The following is a 20,446-nucleotide window of genomic DNA, read 5'->3' as shown; positions in this document are numbered from 1 at the left end:
CCGGCCGCGGCGCATCCCTCGCTACGGGCGGGCACCCGGCGGCGCGGCGGCGACCGTCGGGAGGCCCGGCCGGCGGGCGCCGGCTCGGCGGGACAGCAGGCTGGACAGCAGCTCCAGGCCACGGTTGACCCCGAGCCCGACGATGATCGCGACCCCCGCGACGGTCAGCTCACCGCCCGGCTCGCTGACCCCCTGCAGCGCGAACGTGGTCACGATCCCGGCGAGGATCAGGGAGGCGAGCACGGTGCCGGTGAGCCCGGCCCGCCGACCGAACACGCTGGCGCCGCCGAGCAGCGCCGCGGCCATCGCGATCGTCAGTACCGTGATGCCGTCGTTGAGGGACATCGCCCGGTACTGGTAGGCCTGGAGGGCGCCGGCAAGCCCGCACAACAGCCCGGAGAGCGTCAACCCGGCGAGCGCGCCGAACGCGCCGGGTGCGTTCCACGCGCTCGGGTCCCCGGGGTGGCGGACCGCGCTCAGGGTGCGGCGTACCGGAGGCACCAGCCACAGCCCGGCCCCGCCCAGCGAGACGACCGCGAACAGCACGAACCACAGGACGCCGCTGGGGGCGCCGGTGCCGCCGTCGAGAGCCACGGCCCGGGCGCCGGTCGCGAGGAACGCGATCCCGACCAGGAGAACCATGCCGCCGGCCGTCACCGCCCAGCCCGGCACCGACAGCAGGCCGGTGATGCCGCCGAGGACGAGTCCGATGACGGTGACCACCAGCACCGCCGCGGCACCGGCGGTCAGCTCGCCCCAGTGCTGCGCGGCGACCAGATGGATGGTGAGCAGCCCGGCGACGGTCGTCATCGCACCGGCCGCCAGGTTGGGCGTTCCGGTACGGAACGACACCGCCACGGCGCTCGCCACCAGACCGATCGAGGCGGTGTTGCGCAGCAACTGTTCGGCCACCGGCCCGCCGGGCGCGGCCACGACGGTGACGATCACGCTGAGCACCGCGAGGACGAGCAGCACCGCCTCCCACGCCAGGTGGGGCAGGAGCGGGTCGTCGCCCCGCAGCAGGCCGAGCGCCGGCCGCGCGCCACCGGGCGTGACGACCGCCGGCCCGGCGGGGCCGCCGTTCGCCGGCCGCGCGTCACCGGGTGCCCCGGCTACTGCCGCTCCCGGCGGCCCGGCGGGGTCCGCCGGGTACGGTGCGGCGCCTGGCGGCGGTGGCCCGACAATCCCGGGGCCGGTGGACGCGGTGGTGCCGGGCACGGGGTCGTGCGGCGGCTCCGGTGACTCCTGCTGGCTCATGGCGGCCGACCTCTCCGAAAAGGACGGACCGCAGCATAACCGCCCGATGCCCGCCGCAGACGCCTGCACGGGCCTGGCCACGCCAGGCCACCCCGGTCCTGGTCACGCCACGCCACCCCGGGCCTGGTCACGCCGCGCCACCCCGGGGCGGGGCGGTGGTTGGGGACCTTGTCGGGGCGGGCGGGGTGGTCTGCAAGAGTGGTGACCGTGATCGAGTCTCCCGCGGGCCGGGCTGGCCTGGACAAACAGCCGCACGAGGTGGCGGCGATGTTCGACGGCGTCGCCGACCGGTACGACCTGACCAACACCGTGCTGACCTTCGGCATGGATCGGTGGTGGCGGCAGGCGACCCGGCGGGCGTTGCGGCTCGGGCCGGGGGACAGATGCCTCGATCTCGCCGCGGGTACCGGGGTGTCGACCGAGGAGCTGGCCCGGTCCGGCGCGACGGTGGTGGCGGCGGACTTCTCCCAGGGCATGCTGCGCACCGGCCGGCAGCGGGGCCGGTCGGTACCGATGGTGGCCGGTGACGCGATGGCGTTGCCGTTCGCCGACCACAGCTTCGACGCGGTGACCATCTCGTACGGGCTGCGCAACGTCGCGGACGTCGACGCGGCGCTGGCCGAGATGGCGCGGGTGACCCGGCCGGGTGGCCGACTGGTGGTGGCGGAGTTCAGCCACCCGACGTTCGCTCCGTTCCGGATGGTGTACGAGGAGTACCTGATGGCGGCGTTGCCCCGGGTCGCCCGGCGGGTCTCGTCCAACCCGGATGCGTACGTCTATCTCGCCGAGTCGATCCAGGAATGGCCGGAGCAGGCCGAGCTGGCCCGCCGGATCGGTACCGCGGGTTGGGGGCAGGTCGCGTGGCGCAACCTTTTCGACGGGATCGTGGCGTTGCATCGTGCGGTGCGCCGCTGAGGTCCGTACCCGTGTGCGGGGCGGCGTCCCGGTGATGACATGGTGAGGGGGAGCCGCAGGTCGCATCGACGGGGATGCCCGGTCTGCGGTTCGTGGGAGAGGGCGGCCACCAGCCGCTCGGGATGGAAGTTAGGTCGGCCTAACCAGCCATGCTCCCGCTGCCCGTCCTACACTCGGCATCGGTGCTCGTGAAAGTCTTCACAAGCGACCCGATCGCCCCCATCGATCGTTCGTCTGAGAGGTCATCGTGACCGACGCCGGCAGTGCCCGGGACGAGGCGGCACCGGCCGTGACCGCGGCCGACGCGGCACCCGCCGCAACCGCGACCGACGCGGCACCCGCCGCAGCCGCGACCGGCATCGACCCCGAGCCGCTCGGCTCCGTCGAGGAGTCCGGTGGCTCCGCCGACGTGATCGTCGTCGGCGCCGGCCCGGGTGGCTCGGCCGCCGCGTACTACCTGGCGCAGCACGGTCTCGACGTGCTCCAGCTGGAGAAGAGCGAGTTCCCGCGGGAGAAGGTCTGCGGCGACGGGATGACGCCGCGCTCGGTCAAGCAGCTGGTCAAGATGGGCGTCGACATCGACGCGCCGGGCTGGGTGCGCAACCGGGGGCTGCGGGTGATCGGCGGCGGCATCAAGCTGCAGCTCGACTGGCCGGACCTGGCCAGCTACCCCGAGTTCGGGCTGACCCGGACCCGGCTGGACTTCGACGAGATCCTCTCCGCCCGCGCCGTCGGCGCCGGCGTGCGGCTGCGCACCTCGACCACGGTCACCGGCCCGATCACCAACACCGCCGGCCGGGTCGTCGGCGTCACAGCGACGGTCGGCAGGGACAAGCGGCCGGTCGAGTTCCGCGCCCCGCTGGTGATCGCGGCGGACGGCGTGTCCGGCCGGTTCGCGCTGTCGCTGGGCATCGCGAAACGCGACGACCGACCGATCGGGGTCGCGGTGCGGCGCTACTACGACAGCCCGTCCCGCACCAACGACGACTACCTGGAGTCCTGGCTGGAGCTGCGGGACGGCCGGGACGCGAACCGGGACACCCTGCTGCCCGGGTACGGGTGGATCTTCGGTCTCGGTGACGGCCGGGTCAACGTCGGTCTCGGCGTGCTCAACTCCTCGGCCAGCTTCGGCCAGGCGAACTACCGCACCATGCTGACCGACTGGCTCGCCGGCACCCCGGACGAGTGGCAGCTCAACGACGAGCAGTACGCGACGGGGCCGGTGCGCGGCGCGGCGCTGCCGATGGGGTTCAACCGGGTGCCGCACTACACCCGCGGCGTCATGCTGATCGGCGACACCGCCGGGATGGTCAACCCGTTCAACGGCGAGGGCATCGCGTACGCGATGGAGTCCGGCGAACTGGCCGCCGAGGTCGCCGCGCAGGCGCTGTCGGCGCGGTCCGGTCCGGCCCGGGAACGGATGCTGCGGTGGTACCCGCGCGAGCTGTCCCACCGGTACGGCGGCTACTACCGGCTGGGCGGCTGGTTCGTGAAGCTGATCGGCAACCCGGACGTGATGAAGCTCTGCACCCGGCACGGCATGCCGCACCCGATGCTGATGCGGTTCGTGCTCAAACTGCTGGCAAATCTCACCGACCCCCGTGGGGGTGACGCGATGGACCGGATCATCAACACGCTGACCCGCGTCGCGCCCGCCGTGTAGCGGGCCGGCTGGCGAGCCGGCGCCACCCCCGCTAGCAGCGCGGACGCCGACCCGCAATAGGGTGAATCGGTTTTGGCAATAGGCGGCAGACGTGCGCGCCATCGGGTGCGCCGGGAACTGGAGACAAGGCGATGTCGATCGCGCCGTACGTGCCGATTGCGGGGCTGTTCGTCCTCGGCGGCCTGTTCGCGCTCTTCTCCTGCACGATCGCGCCGTTCGTCGGCCCGAAGCGGTACAACCGGGCGAAGATGGAGGCCTACGAGTGCGGGATCGAGCCGGCTCCCGCGCCGAGCGGCCGGTTCCCGGTCAAGTACTACCTCACGGCGATGCTGTTCATCGTCTTCGACATCGAGATCATCTTCCTGTACCCGTGGGCCGTGTCGTACGACATGCTCGGCTTCTTCGGCTTCGTGGAGATGGTGCTGTTCATCGTCACGGTGTTCATCGCGTACGCCTACGTGTGGCGTCGCGGTGGGCTGGACTGGGACTAAGGGGAGGCGTGACGACATGGGCCTAGAGGAAAACCTGCCCGGCATCCTGCTGGTCTCGGTCGAGAAGCTGGTGAACGTCGTTCGCCGGTCGTCGATGTGGCCGGCACAGTTCGGCCTGGCCTGCTGCGCGATCGAGATGATGACCACCGGCGCGGCCCGCTACGACACCGGCCGCTGGGGCATGGAGGTCTTCCGCGCCTCGCCGCGGCAGGCCGACCTGATGATCGTCGCCGGCCGGGTGAGCCAGAAGATGGCCCCGGTGCTGCGCCGCATCTACGACCAGATGGCCGACCCGAAGTGGGTGCTGTCGATGGGCGTCTGCGCCAGCTCCGGCGGCATGTTCAACAACTACGCGATCGTGCAGGGCGTCGACCACGTCGTCCCGGTGGACATGTACCTGCCGGGCTGCCCGCCGCGGCCGGAGATGCTGCTCGACGCGATCCTCAAGCTGCACGAGAAGATCATGCACGAGCCGCTGGGCGAGAAGCGCCGGCTGGAGCTGGCCGAGAAGGCGCTGACCGAGCCGGCCCCGGCGGTACGGCCGGGCACCATGCCGTCGAGCTACCGCTACAACAAGGCGAAGCGTCGGCAGTGGACGGCCGCCGCGGCCGAGGGTCGGCAGGAGCAGCTGCGGATCGAGAACTGGATGCACGAGAACGACGACAAGGCGCCGGTGGCGCGCGACCGGTGGAAGGGATAGTCGTGGCCGACGAGAAACTTCCGCATCCCGCGGAGGACAGGCCGTCCGCCGACGCGAAGCCCGCCGGCGAGCGAATGCCGCAGAGCAAGGACGTGTCCGAGGGGCCGGCCAACGAGAAGGTCTACCCGGGGCACGCGGCGGCCGGCGAGCCGGACCCGCTGCCGGTCAAGCACCCGACCGACAGCATCGACGCGTTGCAGGCCACCGACGACCTGGACGAGATGGTCTCCGGCGGCGGCGCGCCGACCAGCAACCCGGTGCAGCAGGGCATGTTCGGCGTGATCGGCTCCGGTGACACCTCCGGGATGGGCGGGCTGGTGCGTCGCCGTCCGACCGTGGCGCCCGCCGAACGGCCGTACGGGTCGTACTTCGACGAGACGGTCGATGCGCTGGCCGCGGCGTTCCCGCAGTTCGACGAGGCCATCGAGATGGTCAGTGTCGATCGCGACGAGCTGACCATCCACATCCGGCCGCGGTTCATCGCGCAGGTCTGCCAGACGATGCGGGACGACCCGGCGCTGCGGTACGAGTTCTGCTCCGACGTCTCCGGCACCGACTACCTGGGCGAGGCGCGGCGGCTGCACGTCACGTACCACCTGCTCTCGATGACCTTCCGGCGCCGGGTGCGGCTGGAGGTCGCGGTGAGCGTCGAGGACCCGCACGTGCCGTCGGTGACCAAGGTCTACCCGACCGCCGACTGGCAGGAGCGGGAGACCTACGACATGTACGGGGTCGTCTTCGACGGCCACCCCAACCTGACCCGGATCCTCATGCCGGACGACTGGGAGGGGTACCCGCAGCGCAAGGACTACCCGCTGGGCGGGGTTCCGGTGGAGTACAAGGGCGCCGAGATCCCACCGCCGGACGAGCGGAGGCAGTACAAGTGACCGAGCATTCAACGTCGAGCCGGGCTTCGGCCAAGGACCCGTTCGCGGCGACCGCCCGGGACACCACCGAGGGCAAGGTCTACACCGTCACCGGTGGCGACTGGGACACCATCGTCGGCTCCGACGACCCGCTGCACCACGAGAAGCTGGTCATCAACATGGGCCCGCAGCACCCGTCGACGCACGGCGTGCTGCGGCTGGTGCTGGAGATGGAGGGGGAGACGGTCACCGACGTGCGTCCGGTGATCGGCTACCTGCACACCGGCATCGAGAAGAACATGGAGTACCGCACCTGGACGCAGGGCTCCACGTTCGTCACCCGCGCCGACTACCTGTCGCCGATCGCCAACGAGACGGTGTACTGCCTGGCGGTGGAGAAGCTGCTCGGCATCGACGTCACCGAACGGGCCCGGCTGATCCGGGTGCTGATGCTGGAGCTGAACCGGATCGCCTCGCACCTGGTCTGGTTCGCCACCACCGGCATGGAACTCGGCGCCACCACGATGATGATCATCGGGTTCCGTGAGCGCGAGATGATCCTGGAGATCTTCGAGCTGATCACCGGCCTGCGGATGAACATGGCGTACGTGCGGCCCGGCGGTGTCGCGCAGGACGTCACCCAGGACGCGCTCGACGCGATCAACGAGTTCCTCAAGGTGATGCCGCAGCGGCTCAAGCAGTACGAGAACCTGATGAACGGCCAGCCGGTGCTGCACGCCCGGACCAAGGGCGTGGCCTACCTGGACGTGTCGGGGTGCCTCGCGCTCGGCGTCACCGGCCCGGTACTGCGCTCCGCCGGCCTGCCGTGGGACCTGCGCAAGACCATGCCCTACCTGGGCTACGACGAGTTCGACTTCGAGGTGCCGACCGAGACCACCTGCGACGTGTACGGCCGCTGGATGGTCCGGTTCCACGAGTGCCAGGAGTCGCTGAAGATCGTCCGGCAGGTGCTGGACCGGCTGGAGCCGGGCCCGGTGATGGTCGAGGACAAGAAGATCGCGTGGCCGGCACAGCTCGCGATCGGTACCGACGGGATGGGCAACTCGCTGTCCCACGTCGCGAACATCATGGGCCAGTCGATGGAGGCCCTGATTCACCACTTCAAGCTGGTGACCGAGGGTTTCCGGGTACCGGCCGGCCAGGTGTACACGTCGATCGAGTCGCCGCGCGGCGAGATCGGCTGCCACGCCGTGTCCGACGGCGGCACCCGGCCCTACCGCGTACACGTGCGCGAACCCAGCTTCGTGAACCTGCAGGCGCTGCCCGCGATCTCCGAGGGCGGCCTGCTCGCCGACGTGGTCGCCGGTGGCGCATCACTGGACCCGGTCATGGGTGGGGTTGATCGCTGATGTCGTACGAAGAGCTGGACACCGAACAGAACCGGGAGCGCGCGGCCGAGATCAGGGCGCGCTTCCCGGAGGGGCGGGAGCGGTCCGCGCTGCTGCCGCTGCTGCACCTGGTGCAGTCGGTGGAAGGCAAGGTCACGCCGGACGGCATCCGGTTCTGCGCCGAGCAGCTCGGCATCACCCGGGCCCAGGTCGGCGCGGTGGCCACCTTCTACACCATGTACAAGCGTGGTCGGACCGGCAACCACCTGGTCAGCGTCTGTACCAACACGCTGTGCGGGATGATGGGCGGCGACAAGACCTACCAGGCCCTGTCGAAGCACCTCGGGGTCGGCCACGAGGAGACCACCGAGGACGGCACGATCACGCTGGAGCACGCCGAGTGCCTGGCGGCCTGCGACTACGCGCCGGTGCTGACCGTCGACTACGAGTTCTACAACAACGTCGACGAGGCCAAGGGCATGGAGATCGTGCAGCGGCTGCAGGCCGGCGAGGTGCCGCACCCGGACCGCGGGGCGGAGCCGGCCGGGCTGTCCGGCATCGGCGAGCAGCTCGCCGGGTACGGCGACGGCCGGCCCGGCGCGGTCGCCGACAACGCGACCGGCGAGCCGACGTTGCGGGGCATCCGGCTGGCCGCCGACCACAACATCTCGGTGCCGGGCTTCGACCCGAACACGCCGATCCCGTCCAAGGAGGGCAGGTAAGGATGAGCGCTCCCTCTGCTGAGGTGCTGCAGAAGCTCACCCCGGTGCTCACCAAGCGCTGGCTGTCGCCGGACGCGTGGCGGATCAACACGTACGAGAAGCTCGACGGCTACCAGGGCCTGAAGAAGGCGCTGAAGTCGCACCCGGACGACCTGATCCAGCTGGTGAAGGACTCGGGCCTGCGCGGCCGCGGCGGCGCCGGCTTCCCGACCGGGCTGAAGTGGTCGTTCATCCCGCAGAACGACGGCAAGCCGCACTACCTGGTGGTCAACGCCGACGAGGGCGAGCCGGGTACCTGCAAGGACCTGCCGATGATGATGAACGATCCGCACGCGCTGATCGAGGGCATCGTCATCACCTGCTACGCGATCCGCGCGGAGCGGGCCTACATCTACATCCGCGGTGAGGCGGTGCACGCCGCGCGGCGGCTGCGGCACGCGGTCGCCGAGGCGTACGCCCGGGGCTACCTGGGCCGCAACATCCTCGGTACCGGTCTCAACGTGGAGCTGGTCGTGCACAGCGGCGCCGGCGCGTACATCTGCGGCGAGGAGACGGCGCTGCTGGACTCGCTGGAGGGCTTCCGCGGCCAGCCGCGACTGAAGCCGCCGTTCCCGGCGACGCACGGGCTCTACTCCTCGCCGACCGTGGTGAACAACGTCGGCACCATCGCCTCGGTGCCGTACATCGTGCTCGGCGGCGTCGACTGGTGGCGCACGATGGGTACCGAGAAGTCGTCCGGCCCGATGATCTACTCGCTGTCCGGACGGATCGTGAACCCCGGCCAGTACGAGTGCACGATGGGCATCACGCTGCGCGAGCTGCTGGGGCTGTGCGGCGGCATGCAGCCCGGCCACGAGTTGAAGTTCTGGACGCCGGGCGGTTCGTCGACGCCGCTGTTCACCGCCGAGCACCTGGACGTCCCGCTGGACTTCGACTCGGTGGCCGCGCAGGGCTCGATGCTCGGCACCACGGCGACGCAGATCTTCTCCGACCAGGACTGCCCGGTCTACGCCACCTACCGGTGGATCGAGTTCTACGCGCACGAGTCGTGCGGCAAGTGCACCCCGTGCCGCGAGGGCAACTACTGGATGGTGCGCATCCTGCGCCGCATCCTGTCCGGCGAGGGCAGCTACGACGACCTCGACACCCTGCTGGACGCGTGCGACAACCTGCTCGGCCGGTCGTTCTGCGCGCTGGGCGACGGCGCCACCTCCCCGGTGACCTCGTCGATCAAGTACTTCAAGCAGGACTACCTGGACTACATCGAGGGGCGTAAGAAGCCGCTGCTCGACGCTCGCGAACTCGTGGGAGCGCACTGACATGACCGTCACGCAGCAGAAGGACGGCGAGATCGTCGAGACGGTCACGCTCACCATCGACGGCATCGAGACCACCGTGCCCAAGGGCACCCTGGTCATCCGCGCCGCCGAGCAGCTGGGCATCGCGATCCCGCGGTTCTGCGACCACCCCCTGCTCGAACCGGCCGGCGCCTGCCGACAGTGCCTGGTCGAGGTGGAGGGCCAGCGCAAGCCGATGACCTCCTGCACCACCACCTGCACCGACGGCATGGTGGTGAAGACGCAGTTGACCTCTCCGGTGGCCAAGAAGGGCCAGGAGGGGATCATGGAGTTCCTGCTGATCAACCACCCGCTGGACTGCCCGATCTGCGACAAGGGCGGCGAGTGCCCGCTGCAGAACCAGGCGATGGCGAACGGTCGGCCGGACTCGCGGTTCGTGGAGGAGAAGCGGAAGTACCCGACGCCGCTCGCGATCTCCACCCAGGTACTGCTCGATCGGGAACGCTGCGTGCTCTGCCAGCGCTGCACCCGGTTCTCCGAGGAGATCGCCGGCGACGCGTTCATCGACCTGATGGAGCGCGGTGCCGCCGAGCAGATCGGCGTCTTCTCCGACACGCCCTACCTGGACGGCGACCACGCGGCGACGAACACCTCCGGCGACCCGTTCAACTCGTACTACTCCGGCAACACCATCCAGATCTGCCCGGTCGGCGCGCTCACCGGCTCGGACTACCGGTTCCACTCGCGTCCGTTCGACCTGGTGAGTACGCCGTCGATCAACGAGCACGACGCCGGCGGCGACGCGATCCGGGTCGACCACCGGCGCGGCAGCGTGATGCGCCGGCTGTCCGGCGAGGACAGCGCGGTCAACGAGGAGTGGATCAGCGACAAGACCCGGTTCGCCTTCCGGTACGCCAACGGCGCGGACCGGCTCGTCTACCCGCGGGTCCGCGACGAGGACGGGACGCTGCGGGAGACCAGCTGGTCGGAGGCGCTGCGGGTGGCGGCCGAGGGGCTCGCCGCCGCCCGGGACAACGGCGGGGTCGGGGTGCTCACCGGCGGCCGGGTCACCGTCGAGGACGCCTACGCGTACGCGAAGTTCGCCCGGGTGGCGCTCGCCACCAACGACGTGGACTTCCGGGTGCGGCCGCACTCGGCCGAGGAGACCGCGTTCCTGGCCGACTACGCGGCCGGGGTCAGCCCGAACAACGGTGGCGTGACGTTCACCGACGTCGAGCGGGCGCCCGCGGTGCTGCTGGTCGGCCTGGAGGCCGAGGAGGAGGCGCCATCGCTGTTCCTGCGGCTGCGCAAGGGACACCGCAAGCACGGCCTGCGGCTGTTCTCGGCCCAGCCGTTCGCGAGCCCCGGTGTGACGAAGGCGGGTGGCACCCTGCTGCCGGTGGTCCCCGGTGCCGAGGCGGAGCTGCTGACCGCGCTGGCCGGCGACGCGATCGGTTCGTCGCCCGAGGCCGAGCAGGCCCGGTCCGCGGTGCGTACCGACGGGGCGATCATCCTGGTCGGCGAGCGGCTGGCGGCGGTGCCCGGCGGGCTGTCCGCGGCGGCGCTGCTGGCCGACACCACCGGCGCCCGGCTGGCCTGGGTGCCGCGCCGGGCCGGTGACCGCGGCGCGGTGGACGCCGGCTGCCTGCCGACCCTGCTGCCGGGCGCGCGTCCGGTGTCGGACCTGACCGGCCGGGTCGAGCTCGCCTCGTACTGGGGTGTCGACTCGCTGCCGTCCGCGCCCGGCCGGGACACCGCGGAGATGCTGGTCGCGGCGGCCAGCGGGCAGCTGGCCGGGCTGCTCGTCGGCGGTGTGGACCCGGGTGACCTGCCCGATCCGGCCGCCGCCGAGCAGGCGATGGACGCGGTCGGTTTCCTGGTCTCGCTGGAACTGCGGGACGGCTGGGTGCCGCAGCACGCCGACGTGGTGCTGCCGGTCGCGCCGGTCGTCGAGAAGGCCGGTTCCTTCCTGAACTGGGAGGGCCGGCTGCGGATCTTCGACACGGTGCTGTCCACCGGCGCGATGACCGATGCGCGGGTGCTGAACTCGATCGCCGACGAGATGGGCATCGCCCTCGGCACCGGCGACCCGCGCCGGATCCGCGCCGAGCTGGCCGGCCTGCCGGCGCACGAGGTGCGGCCGACGCCGCCGAGCCACCCGGCCGCCGAACTGCCGACGCCGGATGCCGGGCAGGCCGTGCTGGCCAGCTGGCACCACCTGCTCGACCTGGGCAGCCTGCAGGACAACGCGGAGTTCCTGGCCGGTACGGCCCGGCCCGCGGTGGTGCGGCTGTCCGCCGCGACCGCGGCGGAGATCGGCGCCGAGGACGGCGCGCAGGTCACCGTCTCGACCGAGCGCGGCGCGATCACGCTGCCGCTGCGGATCAGCGTGATGCCGGACCGGGTGGTCTGGCTGCCGACGAACTCGGCGGGCAGCACCGTCCGCCGCACCCTCGGTACCGACGCCGGCGCGCTGGTGTCGATCCGTACCGACGGCGCGGCGCCGGGGGCCGGCGCAGGGCGCAGTACCGGCGACGGCGCGGGGCACCGGGCCCGGCACGCGCAGTCCACAGAGGAGGACCAGTGAACACCTCCGGCCTCGTACGGCTGGCCGAGGCGGGGCAGCCCGCTGGGTTCGGGCACGACGTCTGGTGGATCGTCCTGATCAAGGTCGTCGCCGCGTTCGTGCTGCTGTTGCTGCTGACCCTGTTCGCGGTCGTGTTCGAGCGCAAGGTGATCGGCGCGTTCCAGGTGCGTCCCGGGCCGAACCGGAAGGCGCGCGGCTTCGGCTGGCTGCAGTCGCTGTTCGACGGCCTGAAGCTGGCGTTCAAGGAAGAGATCATCCCGGCGCTGGCCGACAAGCCGGTCTACTTCATCGCGCCGGTCATCTCCGGTGCGGTCGCGTTCATCTCGTTCGCGGTGATCCCGATCGGTGCGCGGGTCAGCCTGTTCGGGCACCAGACGATGCTGCAGGTCGGCGACGTGCCGGTGGCGGTGCTGGTGGTGCTCGCCGCCTCGTCGATGGCGGTGTACGGCACGGTGCTCGCCGGCTGGGCCTCCGGCACCAGCTGGCCGCTGCTCGGCGGGATGCGCGCCGCGGCGCAGATGATCTCGTACGAGGTCGCGATGGGGCTGTCGATGGTCGCGGTGTTCATGACCGCGCACTCGATGTCGACCTCGCAGATCGTCAACGGCCAGATCAAGACCTGGTACTTCATCCCGCTGCTGCCGAGCTTCATCATCTACTTCATCTCGGCACTCGGGGAGAGCAACAGGACCCCGTTCGACCTGCCGGAGGGCGAGTCCGAGCTGACCGGCGGCTACCTCACCGAGTACTCGTCGTTCAAGTTCGCGATGTTCTACCTGGCGGAGTACATCGCGATGGTCACGATCTCCGCGCTGTGCGTGACGCTGTTCTTCGGCGGCTGGCGCGCACCGTGGCCGATCTCGCTGTGGGACGGCGCCAACTCCGGCTGGATCACCATCGTCTGGTTCCTGGCCAAGACGATCATCTTCATGGGCGTGCTGGTGTGGATCCGGGCGACGCTGCCCCGGGTGCGCTACGACCAGCTGATGGCGCTGGGCTGGAAGGTCCTGATGCCGGTCAACCTGGTGTGGATCCTGATCCTCGCCGGGCTGCGGCTGACCGCCCGCAACTACGACCAGACCAAGTGGCTGGTGCTCGCCGGGATCGTGGTCACGTTGCTGCTGCTGGTGCTGCTCTGGCCGGAGAAGGAGAAGGACGACCGGACCCAGGCCAAACGCAAGGTCGACACCGGCGCCGGTGGCTATCCGACGCCACCGGTCGACCTGGTGGTGCCGCCCAACCCGCACCTCAAGCGCATCGAGGCGCAGCGCGAGGCGGCCACCGTCGGCGCCCGCGGCGGTACCACGGAGTCGCCCGGCGAGGGCGACCCGGCCGGCGGTACTGGCACGTCCGGCAGCACCGGTTCAGCCGCCTCCGGCGGCAAGGAGGAATGAGTCGTGTTCGAACCCATCAAGGGTTTCGGGGTCTCCCTCGCGAACATGTTCAAGCCGCATGTGACCGAGAAGTACCCGGAGAAGATGCGGCCGACGGCACCCCGCTACCACGGCCGGCACATCCTGAACCGGCACCCGGACGGGCTGGAGAAGTGCGTCGGCTGCGAGCTGTGCGCGTGGGCCTGCCCGGCCGACGCGATCTACGTCGAGGGTGCCGACAACACCGACGAGGAGCGCTTCTCGCCCGGTGAGCGGTACGCCGGCACGTACCAGATCAACTACCTGCGCTGCATCTTCTGCGGCCTGTGCATCGAGGCGTGCCCGACCCGTTCGCTGACCATGAGCAACGAGTACGAGCTGGCCAACGACAGCCGGCAGGACCTGATCTTCACCAAGGAGCAGCTGCTCGCGCCGCTGCTGCCGGGCATGGAGCAGCCGCCGCACCCGCTGCGGCTGGGCGACGACGAGCAGGACTACTACGTCGGCGCGATGCAGAACCCGGGCGCCTCGGCCGGTGCGGAGTACTCGCCGCAGCAGGAGAGCGCCCGGCGGAGCGCCGCGACCGAGCAGACCGGTGGCAAGGGAGGTGCGGCATGAGCGAGTCTCAGCGAGCGAATCATGGGTATCGCGTGGCCTCGTGCCTCATGCGGGTTCCGACGAAGGAGGAAGCCGCATGAGTGCGCAGCTGCTCGCGCACCCGCTGGCCGGCCACCTGCTCGCGGTCGCCAGCCCCGGCGCCATGGGTACCGGCGAGAAGGTGGCGTTCTGGGTTCTCGGGATCATCGCGCTGGGCTGCGCGATCGGCATGGTCGCCGCCCGCAACGCGATGCACTCGGCGCTGTTCCTCGTGGTGACGATGTTCAGCCTGGGGATCTTCTACATCATCCAGGCCGGACCGTTCATCGGCATGGCGCAGATCATCGTGTACACCGGCGCGATCATGATGCTGTTCCTGTTCGTGCTGATGCTGATCGGACGGGACGTCTCCGACTCGCTGATCGAGACGCTGCGCGGGCAACGGACCGCCGGCATCCTGATCGGTCTCGGCCTCGCGTTGCTGCTCGGCTCCGGCCTGGCCCGCGGCCTCGGCGCCGTCGACGCCCGTGGCCTGGAGGCCGCCAACAACGCGCACGGCGGTAACGTGCCGGGCCTCGCGGCGTTGGTGTTCACCCGGTACGTGTTCGCGTTCGAGGTCACCTCCGCGCTGCTGATCACCGCCGCGGTCGGCGCGATGGTGCTCGCGCACGTGCAGCGCAAGGGTGAGAAGAAGACGCAGAAGGAACTGTCCCGGGAGCGGTTCGCCGAGGGCAACTACCCGGCGCCGAAGACCGGCCCCGGCGTGTTCGCGCACAGCAACTCGGTGGCCACCCCGGCGATCCTGCCGGACGGTACGAAGTCGGCGCGCAGCATCTCGCCGCTGGTGCCGCCGCGCGAGCTGACCGCCGAGGACACCCGGCCGAAGGACACCCTCACGGGAGGTGACCAGCAGTGACCGTGCCACCCGGTGATCTCCTGCGCTCCGCTCCTCGCTCCGCTGCGATGCTCACTTCGGAGGCCACCTCATGACGCCGACCTACTACCTGGTGCTGTCCGCGGCGCTGTTCTGCATCGGCGCGATCGGTGTGCTGATCCGGCGCAACGCCATCGTGGTGTTCATGTGCATCGAGCTGATGCTGAACGCCGGCAACCTGTCGCTGGTCACGTTCGCCCGGATCAACGGCAGCCTGGACGGTCAGATCATGGCGTTCTTCGTGATGGTGGTGGCCGCCGCGGAAGTCGTGGTCGGTCTTGCGATCATCATGTCGATCTTCCGGACCAGGCGCTCCGCCTCCGTCGACGACGCCAACTTGCTGAAGTACTGAGGACATTTCGATGACTGAGCCGGCACTGGCTGAACAGGTGCATTACACGGCGGCGAGCGGTGCGCTGTCGAGCGTGTGGCTGCTGATCGCCATCCCGTTGGCGAGCGCCGTGGTGTTGCTGCTGGCCGGACGCAGGTCCGACCGGTGGGGGCACATCCTCGGCTGCGCCAGCATCGGCGCCTCGTTCGTCCTCGCACTGTGGTACTTCTTCGCGCTACGCGGGCTGGGACACAAGGCGGTCTCCGAGCACCTCGGCAGCTTCATCCAGGTCGGCGGCTACAAGGTCGACTGGGGCATCCTGTACGACCCGCTGTCCGCGACCTTCGCGCTGCTGATCACCGGCGTGGGATTCCTGATCCACGTGTACGCGGTCGGCTACATGTCCGACGACCCCGGCCGGCGCCGCTTCTTCGGGTACTTCAACCTGTTCGCGGCGTCGATGCTGCTGCTGGTGCTGGGCAACAACTTCCTGATGACCTTCATCGGCTGGGAGGGCGTCGGTGTCGCGTCCTACCTGCTGATCTCCTGGTACCAGGATCGGCCGAGCGCGGCGACCGCCGGCAAGAAGGCGTTCCTGATGAACCGGGTCGGTGACGCCGCCTTCCTGGTCGCGATGTTCCTGATGTTCGGCTACCTGGGCAGCACCGACTTCGCCACCGTGTTCAACGGCGTCGGCGCGCTGCCGCACGGGGTGACGCTGGCGATCGCGCTCTGCCTGCTCGGCGGTGCCTGCGGCAAGTCCGGCCAGTTCCCGCTGCAGGCCTGGCTGCCGGACGCGATGGAGGGCCCGACCCCGGTGTCGGCGCTGATCCACGCCGCGACGATGGTGACCGCCGGCGTCTACCTGATCGCCCGGGCGAACCCCATCTTCGACGCCACCACGATCGGCTCCACCATCGTGGTCGCGGTCGGCGCGTTCACCCTGCTGCTCGGGTCGATCATCGGCTGCGCCAAGGACGACATCAAGCGCGTCCTGGCGTACTCGACGGTCAGCCAGATCGGCTACATGTTCCTCGCCGTCGGGCTCGGCGGCGGCGCGTACGCGCTGGGCATCCTGCACCTGCTGGCACACGGCTTCTTCAAGGCCGGGCTGTTCCTCGGCGCCGGCTCGGTGATGCACGGGATGAAGGACCAGACCGACATGCGCCGCTTCGGCGGCCTGTGGCGGTACATGCCGGTCACCTGGGTGACCGTGGGCCTCGGCTTCCTGGCCATCATCGGCATCCCGCCGCTGTCCGGCTTCTTCTCCAAGGACCCGATCATCGACGCGGCGTTCGCCCGCGGCGGCTGGCAGGGCTGGGTGTTCGGGCTCGCCGCGCTGCTCGGCGCCGGACTGACCGCGTTCTACATGACCCGGCTGTTCGTGCTGACCTTCCACGGGAAGAAGCGCTGGACCGAGGACATCGAGCACCCGCACGAGTCCCCGGCGGTCATGAAGGTACCGATGATCCTGCTCGCGATCGGCTCGGTCGCGGCCGGTGGCCTGCTGGTGTACGGCGGGTTCACCGGATGGCTGGAGCCGGTGTTCGGTACCACCGAGGTGCCGGGCCACGAGTACAACAAGGGGCTGATGATCGGAATCAGCCTCGTCGTGGTGCTGCTCGGGGTCGCGATCGCCTGGCTGCTGTTCCGCCGCGGTACCGCGGAGACCGAGCAGCCGGCGCGGACCGCGATCGTCCGCGCCGCCCGGGAGAACCTGTACGGGGACGTCGTCAACGAGACGCTCTTCGAACTGCCCGGCAAGCTGCTGACCCGGGCGGCGGTCTTCATCGACGGCAAGGGCGTCGACGGCATCGTCACCGGCCTGGCCGCGATCGTGGGTGGCAGCTCCAGCCGGCTGCGCCGACTCCAGACCGGTTTCGTCCGGTCGTACGCATTGACGATCCTCGGAGGTGCGCTCGTCGTGGTGGCAGCGCTGATGGCGGTGAAGCTCGGGTGATCGAGCAGAAGAACCTTTCGAGCCCCGGGACCCATCCGAGCGAAGCGAGGCGCGGTCGTGAGTAACTTTCCCTTCCTGTCGGTGCTGACCGTGGCGCCGGCGGTGGGCGCGTTGGTGGTGGCGTTGCTGCCACGCAACAACCCGCGGCTGGCCAAGGTGGTCTCCCTGGTCTGGTCGCTGGCGCTGCTGGTGCTCACGGCGATCATGTGCGTGACGTTCAAGGCGAACGGCGCGCGGTTCCAGTTCCGCGAGTCGTACCCGTGGATCCCGGCCTGGGGCATCCGGCTCACCGTGCAGGCGGACGGCATCGCGCTGGTGATGCTGGGCCTGGTCGCGGTGCTGGTGCCGATCGTGATCGCGGCCAGCTGGAACGACGCGGACCGGACCAAGCGCTCGGTGCACAACTACTTCGCCCTGCTGCTGGCGCTGGACGCGACCATGGTCGGCGTGTTCGCCGCCGCGGACGTGTTCCTGTTCTACGTGTTCTTCGAGGTCATGCTCATCCCGATGTACTTCCTCATCGGGTCGTTCGGTGGTGCGCGACGGCAGTACGCGGCGGTCAAGTTCTTCCTGTACTCGCTGTTCGGCGGGCTGTTCATGCTGGCCGCGGTGATCGGCCTGTGGGTCGTCGGCGGGCACACGCTGGACTGGAACTCGCTGAGCCACCTCAGCATGTCGACCACGACCGGACGCTGGCTGTTCCTCGGGTTCTTCCTGGCGTTCGCGATCAAGGCGCCGTTCTTCCCGTTCCACACCTGGCTACCGGATGCCGGTGGTGCCGCCCCTGCCGGGGCCGCCGCCCTGCTGGTCGGCGTGCTGGACAAGGTCGGCACGTACGGGATCCTGCGGTTCTGCTTCTCGCTGTTCCCGGAGGCGACCCGGTTCTTCGCGCCGCTGGCGCTGGCGCTGTCGGTCATCGGCATCATCTACGGCGCGCTGCTCGCGGTGGGGCAGAACGACCTGAAGCGGCTCGTCGCGTACACCTCGATCGCGCACTTCGGGTTCATCGGCATCGGGATCTTCGCGTTCACCAGCCAGGCCGGTACCGGCGCGGTGCTCTACATGCTCAACCACGGCCTGTCGACCGGCGCGCTGTTCCTGATCGTCGGGATGCTGGTGCAGCGGCGCGGATCGGCGAACATCCGGGACTTCGGCGGCGCGGCGAAGCTGGTGCCGATGCTCGCCGGCGTCTTCCTGATCGCCGGCCTTTCCTCGCTGGCGCTGCCCGGCACCTCGCCGTTCGTCAGCGAGTTCCTGGTGCTGCTCGGTACGTTCAGCACGCACAAGGCGCTGGCCATCGTGGCGACCTCGGGCGTGATCCTGGCCGCCGGCTACATCCTCTGGATGTACCAGCGGACCATGCAGGGCAACCTCAACCCCGAGTTGTCCACCTCGGCCGGCTTCAAGCACGACCTGACCGGCCGGGAGAAGTGGGTGGTGGCGCCGCTGATCGCGCTGATCTTCATCCTCGGCGTCTACCCGAAGCCGGTCATCGACGTGATCAGCCCGGCGGTCGCCGCGACCATGCACGACGTCGGCAAGAGCGACCCGGTGCCGGCGACCCGCGCCGTGGACAACGGGTCCGGCGGCTCTAGCGCGGTAGGAGACAACAAGTGAGCACCGGCGACGTGCTGGCGGCGCAGATCTCGGCGCCGCATATCAACTACGGTGCGATCGCACCGATGCTGATCGTGCTGGGTGTCGGCGCGGTCGGCATCCTCGCCGAGGCGGCGCTGCCGCGCGCCTACCGCTACCTGGTACAGGTGCTGCTGACGCTGGCGGCGCAGGTTGCGGCGCTGGTCATCGTGATCGTCGAGGGCGTCCGGCACTACGCGTCGTCCCCGACGCTGACCGCCAACGACGCGCTCGCGGTGGACGGCCCGGCGCTGTTCCTGCAGGGGTCGATCCTGATCCTGGGCATCCTCGCCACGCTGCTGATCGCCGACCGGCGGGTCGAGCGCGGCGGTAGCTTCGTCGCCGAGGCGGCCGTCGTCGCCGGGACCGAGGCGGACGCGAAGCAGGCCCGGCACCAGCCGAGCCAGACCGAGATCTTCCCGCTGACGCTGTTCGCGCTCGGCGGCATGATGCTGTTCTGCTCGGCGAACGATCTGCTCACCATGTTCGTCGCCCTGGAGGTGCTGTCCCTCCCGCTGTACCTGGCCTGCGCGCTGGCTCGCCGCCGGCGGCTGCTGTCCCAGGAGGCGGCGGTCAAGTACTTCCTGCTCGGCGCGTTCGCGTCGGCCTTCTTCGTGTACGGCATGGCGATGCTCTACGGCTTCGCCGGCACGGTGGAACTGCACGGCATCGCGACCGCCGCGCTGTCGTCGAACAAGAGCGACCTGCTGATGTTCGTCGGCCTGGCGATGCTGGCGATCGGCCTGCTGTTCAAGGCGGCGGCGGTGCCGTTCCACGTGTGGACCCCGGACGTGTACCAGGGTGCGCCGACCCCGATCACCGCGCTGATGGCGTCCTGCACCAAGATCGCCGCGTTCGGCGGGATCCTGCGGGTGCTGTACGTGGCGTTCCTGGACAGCCGGTGGGACTGGCGTCCGGTGATCGGCGTGATCGCGGTCCTGACGATGCTCATCGGCGCGGTGCTGGCGGTGACCCAGACCGACATCAAGCGGCTGCTGGCGTACTCGTCGATCGCGAACGCCGGGTACGTGCTGACCGGCGTGCTGTCGATGCAGAAGTCCGGCATCACCAGCTCGCTGTTCTACCTGGTGGCCTACGGCTTCACCGTGGTCGCCGCGTTCGGCCTGCTCACCCTGGTCCGGGACGCGGACGGGGAGGCGACCCACCTGTCCCGGTGGGCCGGGCTGGGCCGCAAGTCGCCGCTGCTCGCCGGGGTCTTCGCGTTCCTCATGCTGTCCTTCGCCGGTATCCCGCTGACCAGCGGGTTCACCACGAAGTTCGCGGTGTTCGGCGCGGCTCTGGACGGCGGCCAGACCACCCTGGTGATCTTCGGTGTGATCTCCAGCGTGCTGCTCGCCTTCCCGTACCTGCGGGTCATCGTGCTGATGTACCTGCAGGAGCCGGCCGAGGACGCGCCGACGGTGGCGATGCCGGGCGCGCTCACCGCGACCGCGTTGGCCCTCGGTACCGTCGCGACCCTGGTGTTCGGCCTGGCGCCGAGCCTGGTGCTGCACGTGGCGCAGGGCGCGGCCACCTTCGTCGGTTGACCGCCGCGGCCACCGGCGCGACGCGCACCGGTGGCCGCCCGGCCTGGGTACGCGTCCGGGCCGCGCCGGATGCCGGCACGGACCCGGCGTGACCGGGGCGCGCCGGATCCTGGCGCGGACCGGGCGGCGGCCCGACCAGGCGCCTCGTTCGATGCGGGGCGCCTTCGTCGGGTGTGTGCTGGACGGCTTCCGGCGGGCTCCACCGTTCGGGCAGTGAGGCG

16 protein-coding genes and 1 pseudogene are annotated in these 20,446 nt (G+C 70.2%); 16 read left to right on the top strand and 1 reads right to left on the bottom strand.

Annotated elements, in window-relative coordinates:
- Nucleotides 1-21: 21 nt before the first annotated feature.
- Complete coding sequence (locus Athai_RS27210; RefSeq protein WP_203964116.1) at nt 22-1,257, bottom strand: ABC transporter permease; 1,236 nt, start codon at nt 1,255-1,257, stop codon at nt 22-24.
- Nucleotides 1,258-1,464: 207 nt separating this feature from the next.
- Between Athai_RS27210 and Athai_RS27205 the strand changes: the two genes are divergently transcribed.
- The 16 genes and pseudogenes from Athai_RS27205 to nuoN all read left to right on the top strand — a co-directional run bounded on the left by Athai_RS27205 (nt 1,465) and on the right by nuoN (nt 20,225).
- A complete protein-coding gene (locus tag Athai_RS27205; protein WP_420829804.1) occupies nt 1,465-2,172 on the top strand; it encodes a demethylmenaquinone methyltransferase in 708 nt (235 codons plus the stop codon).
- Between the two features lie 358 nt (nt 2,173-2,530).
- On the top strand, nt 2,531-3,835 hold the full coding sequence (locus Athai_RS27200) for a geranylgeranyl reductase family protein (protein WP_203966292.1): 1,305 nt from the start codon (nt 2,531-2,533) through the stop codon (nt 3,833-3,835).
- Between the two features lie 131 nt (nt 3,836-3,966).
- Nucleotides 3,967-4,326 (top strand): NADH-quinone oxidoreductase subunit A, encoded by a 360-nt coding sequence (locus Athai_RS27195; RefSeq protein WP_203964115.1) that lies wholly within the window; start codon nt 3,967-3,969, stop codon nt 4,324-4,326.
- Between the two features lie 16 nt (nt 4,327-4,342).
- Nucleotides 4,343-5,026, top strand: a complete 684-nt coding sequence (locus Athai_RS27190; protein WP_203964114.1) for a NuoB/complex I 20 kDa subunit family protein — start codon at nt 4,343-4,345, stop codon at nt 5,024-5,026.
- A 221-nt stretch (nt 5,027-5,247) separates the two neighbouring features.
- The gene (locus Athai_RS27185; protein WP_203966289.1) at nt 5,248-5,913 is read left to right on the top strand and encodes an NADH-quinone oxidoreductase subunit C; all 666 of its coding nucleotides are present in this window, start codon (nt 5,248-5,250) and stop codon (nt 5,911-5,913) included.
- Entirely contained in the window at nt 5,910-7,262 is a 1,353-nt protein-coding gene (locus Athai_RS27180) for an NADH-quinone oxidoreductase subunit D (protein WP_203964113.1), read from the top strand. Before Athai_RS27185 ends, Athai_RS27180 begins: the two co-directional genes overlap by 4 nt.
- Nucleotides 7,262-7,951: pseudogene (gene nuoE / locus Athai_RS27175) on the top strand (NADH-quinone oxidoreductase subunit NuoE); the annotation flags it as partial. The gene Athai_RS27180 and the pseudogene nuoE, both read left to right, overlap by 1 nt.
- 14 nt (nt 7,952-7,965) lie before the next feature.
- Nucleotides 7,966-9,282: an NADH-quinone oxidoreductase subunit NuoF gene (nuoF, locus tag Athai_RS27170; protein ID WP_203964111.1), complete on the top strand. Its 1,317-nt coding sequence runs from the start codon at nt 7,966-7,968 to the stop codon at nt 9,280-9,282.
- A 1-nt stretch (nt 9,283) separates the two neighbouring features.
- Nucleotides 9,284-11,848 carry an NADH-quinone oxidoreductase subunit G gene (locus Athai_RS27165; protein WP_203964110.1) on the top strand — a complete coding sequence of 855 codons (2,565 nt, stop codon included), beginning with the start codon at nt 9,284-9,286 and terminating at the stop codon, nt 11,846-11,848.
- Nucleotides 11,845-13,242: an NADH-quinone oxidoreductase subunit NuoH gene (nuoH, locus tag Athai_RS27160; RefSeq protein WP_239157196.1), complete on the top strand. Its 1,398-nt coding sequence runs from the start codon at nt 11,845-11,847 to the stop codon at nt 13,240-13,242. The genes Athai_RS27165 and nuoH overlap by 4 nt, the downstream gene beginning before the upstream one ends.
- 3 nt (nt 13,243-13,245) lie before the next feature.
- Nucleotides 13,246-13,839, top strand: a complete 594-nt coding sequence (nuoI, locus tag Athai_RS27155) for an NADH-quinone oxidoreductase subunit NuoI (protein ID WP_275422586.1) — start codon at nt 13,246-13,248, stop codon at nt 13,837-13,839.
- Nucleotides 13,840-13,915: 76 nt separating this feature from the next.
- Complete coding sequence (locus tag Athai_RS27150; protein WP_203964109.1) at nt 13,916-14,734, top strand: NADH-quinone oxidoreductase subunit J; 819 nt, start codon at nt 13,916-13,918, stop codon at nt 14,732-14,734.
- A gap of 70 nt (nt 14,735-14,804) precedes the next feature.
- Nucleotides 14,805-15,104: an NADH-quinone oxidoreductase subunit NuoK gene (gene nuoK / locus Athai_RS27145; protein ID WP_203964108.1), complete on the top strand. Its 300-nt coding sequence runs from the start codon at nt 14,805-14,807 to the stop codon at nt 15,102-15,104.
- A 10-nt stretch (nt 15,105-15,114) separates the two neighbouring features.
- Nucleotides 15,115-17,043 carry an NADH-quinone oxidoreductase subunit L gene (gene nuoL, locus Athai_RS27140; protein WP_203964107.1) on the top strand — a complete coding sequence of 643 codons (1,929 nt, stop codon included), beginning with the start codon at nt 15,115-15,117 and terminating at the stop codon, nt 17,041-17,043.
- Nucleotides 17,044-17,100: 57 nt separating this feature from the next.
- The gene (locus Athai_RS27135) at nt 17,101-18,660 is read left to right on the top strand and encodes an NADH-quinone oxidoreductase subunit M (RefSeq protein WP_203964106.1); all 1,560 of its coding nucleotides are present in this window, start codon (nt 17,101-17,103) and stop codon (nt 18,658-18,660) included.
- Nucleotides 18,657-20,225 carry an NADH-quinone oxidoreductase subunit NuoN gene (nuoN, locus tag Athai_RS27130; RefSeq protein WP_275422585.1) on the top strand — a complete coding sequence of 523 codons (1,569 nt, stop codon included), beginning with the start codon at nt 18,657-18,659 and terminating at the stop codon, nt 20,223-20,225. The genes Athai_RS27135 and nuoN overlap by 4 nt, the downstream gene beginning before the upstream one ends.
- Nucleotides 20,226-20,446 lie beyond the last annotated feature (221 nt).

Source organism: Actinocatenispora thailandica, from assembly GCF_016865425.1.
GTDB lineage: Bacteria > Actinomycetota > Actinomycetes > Mycobacteriales > Micromonosporaceae > Actinocatenispora > Actinocatenispora thailandica.
This window is presented reverse-complemented; position numbering and strand designations above follow the sequence as displayed.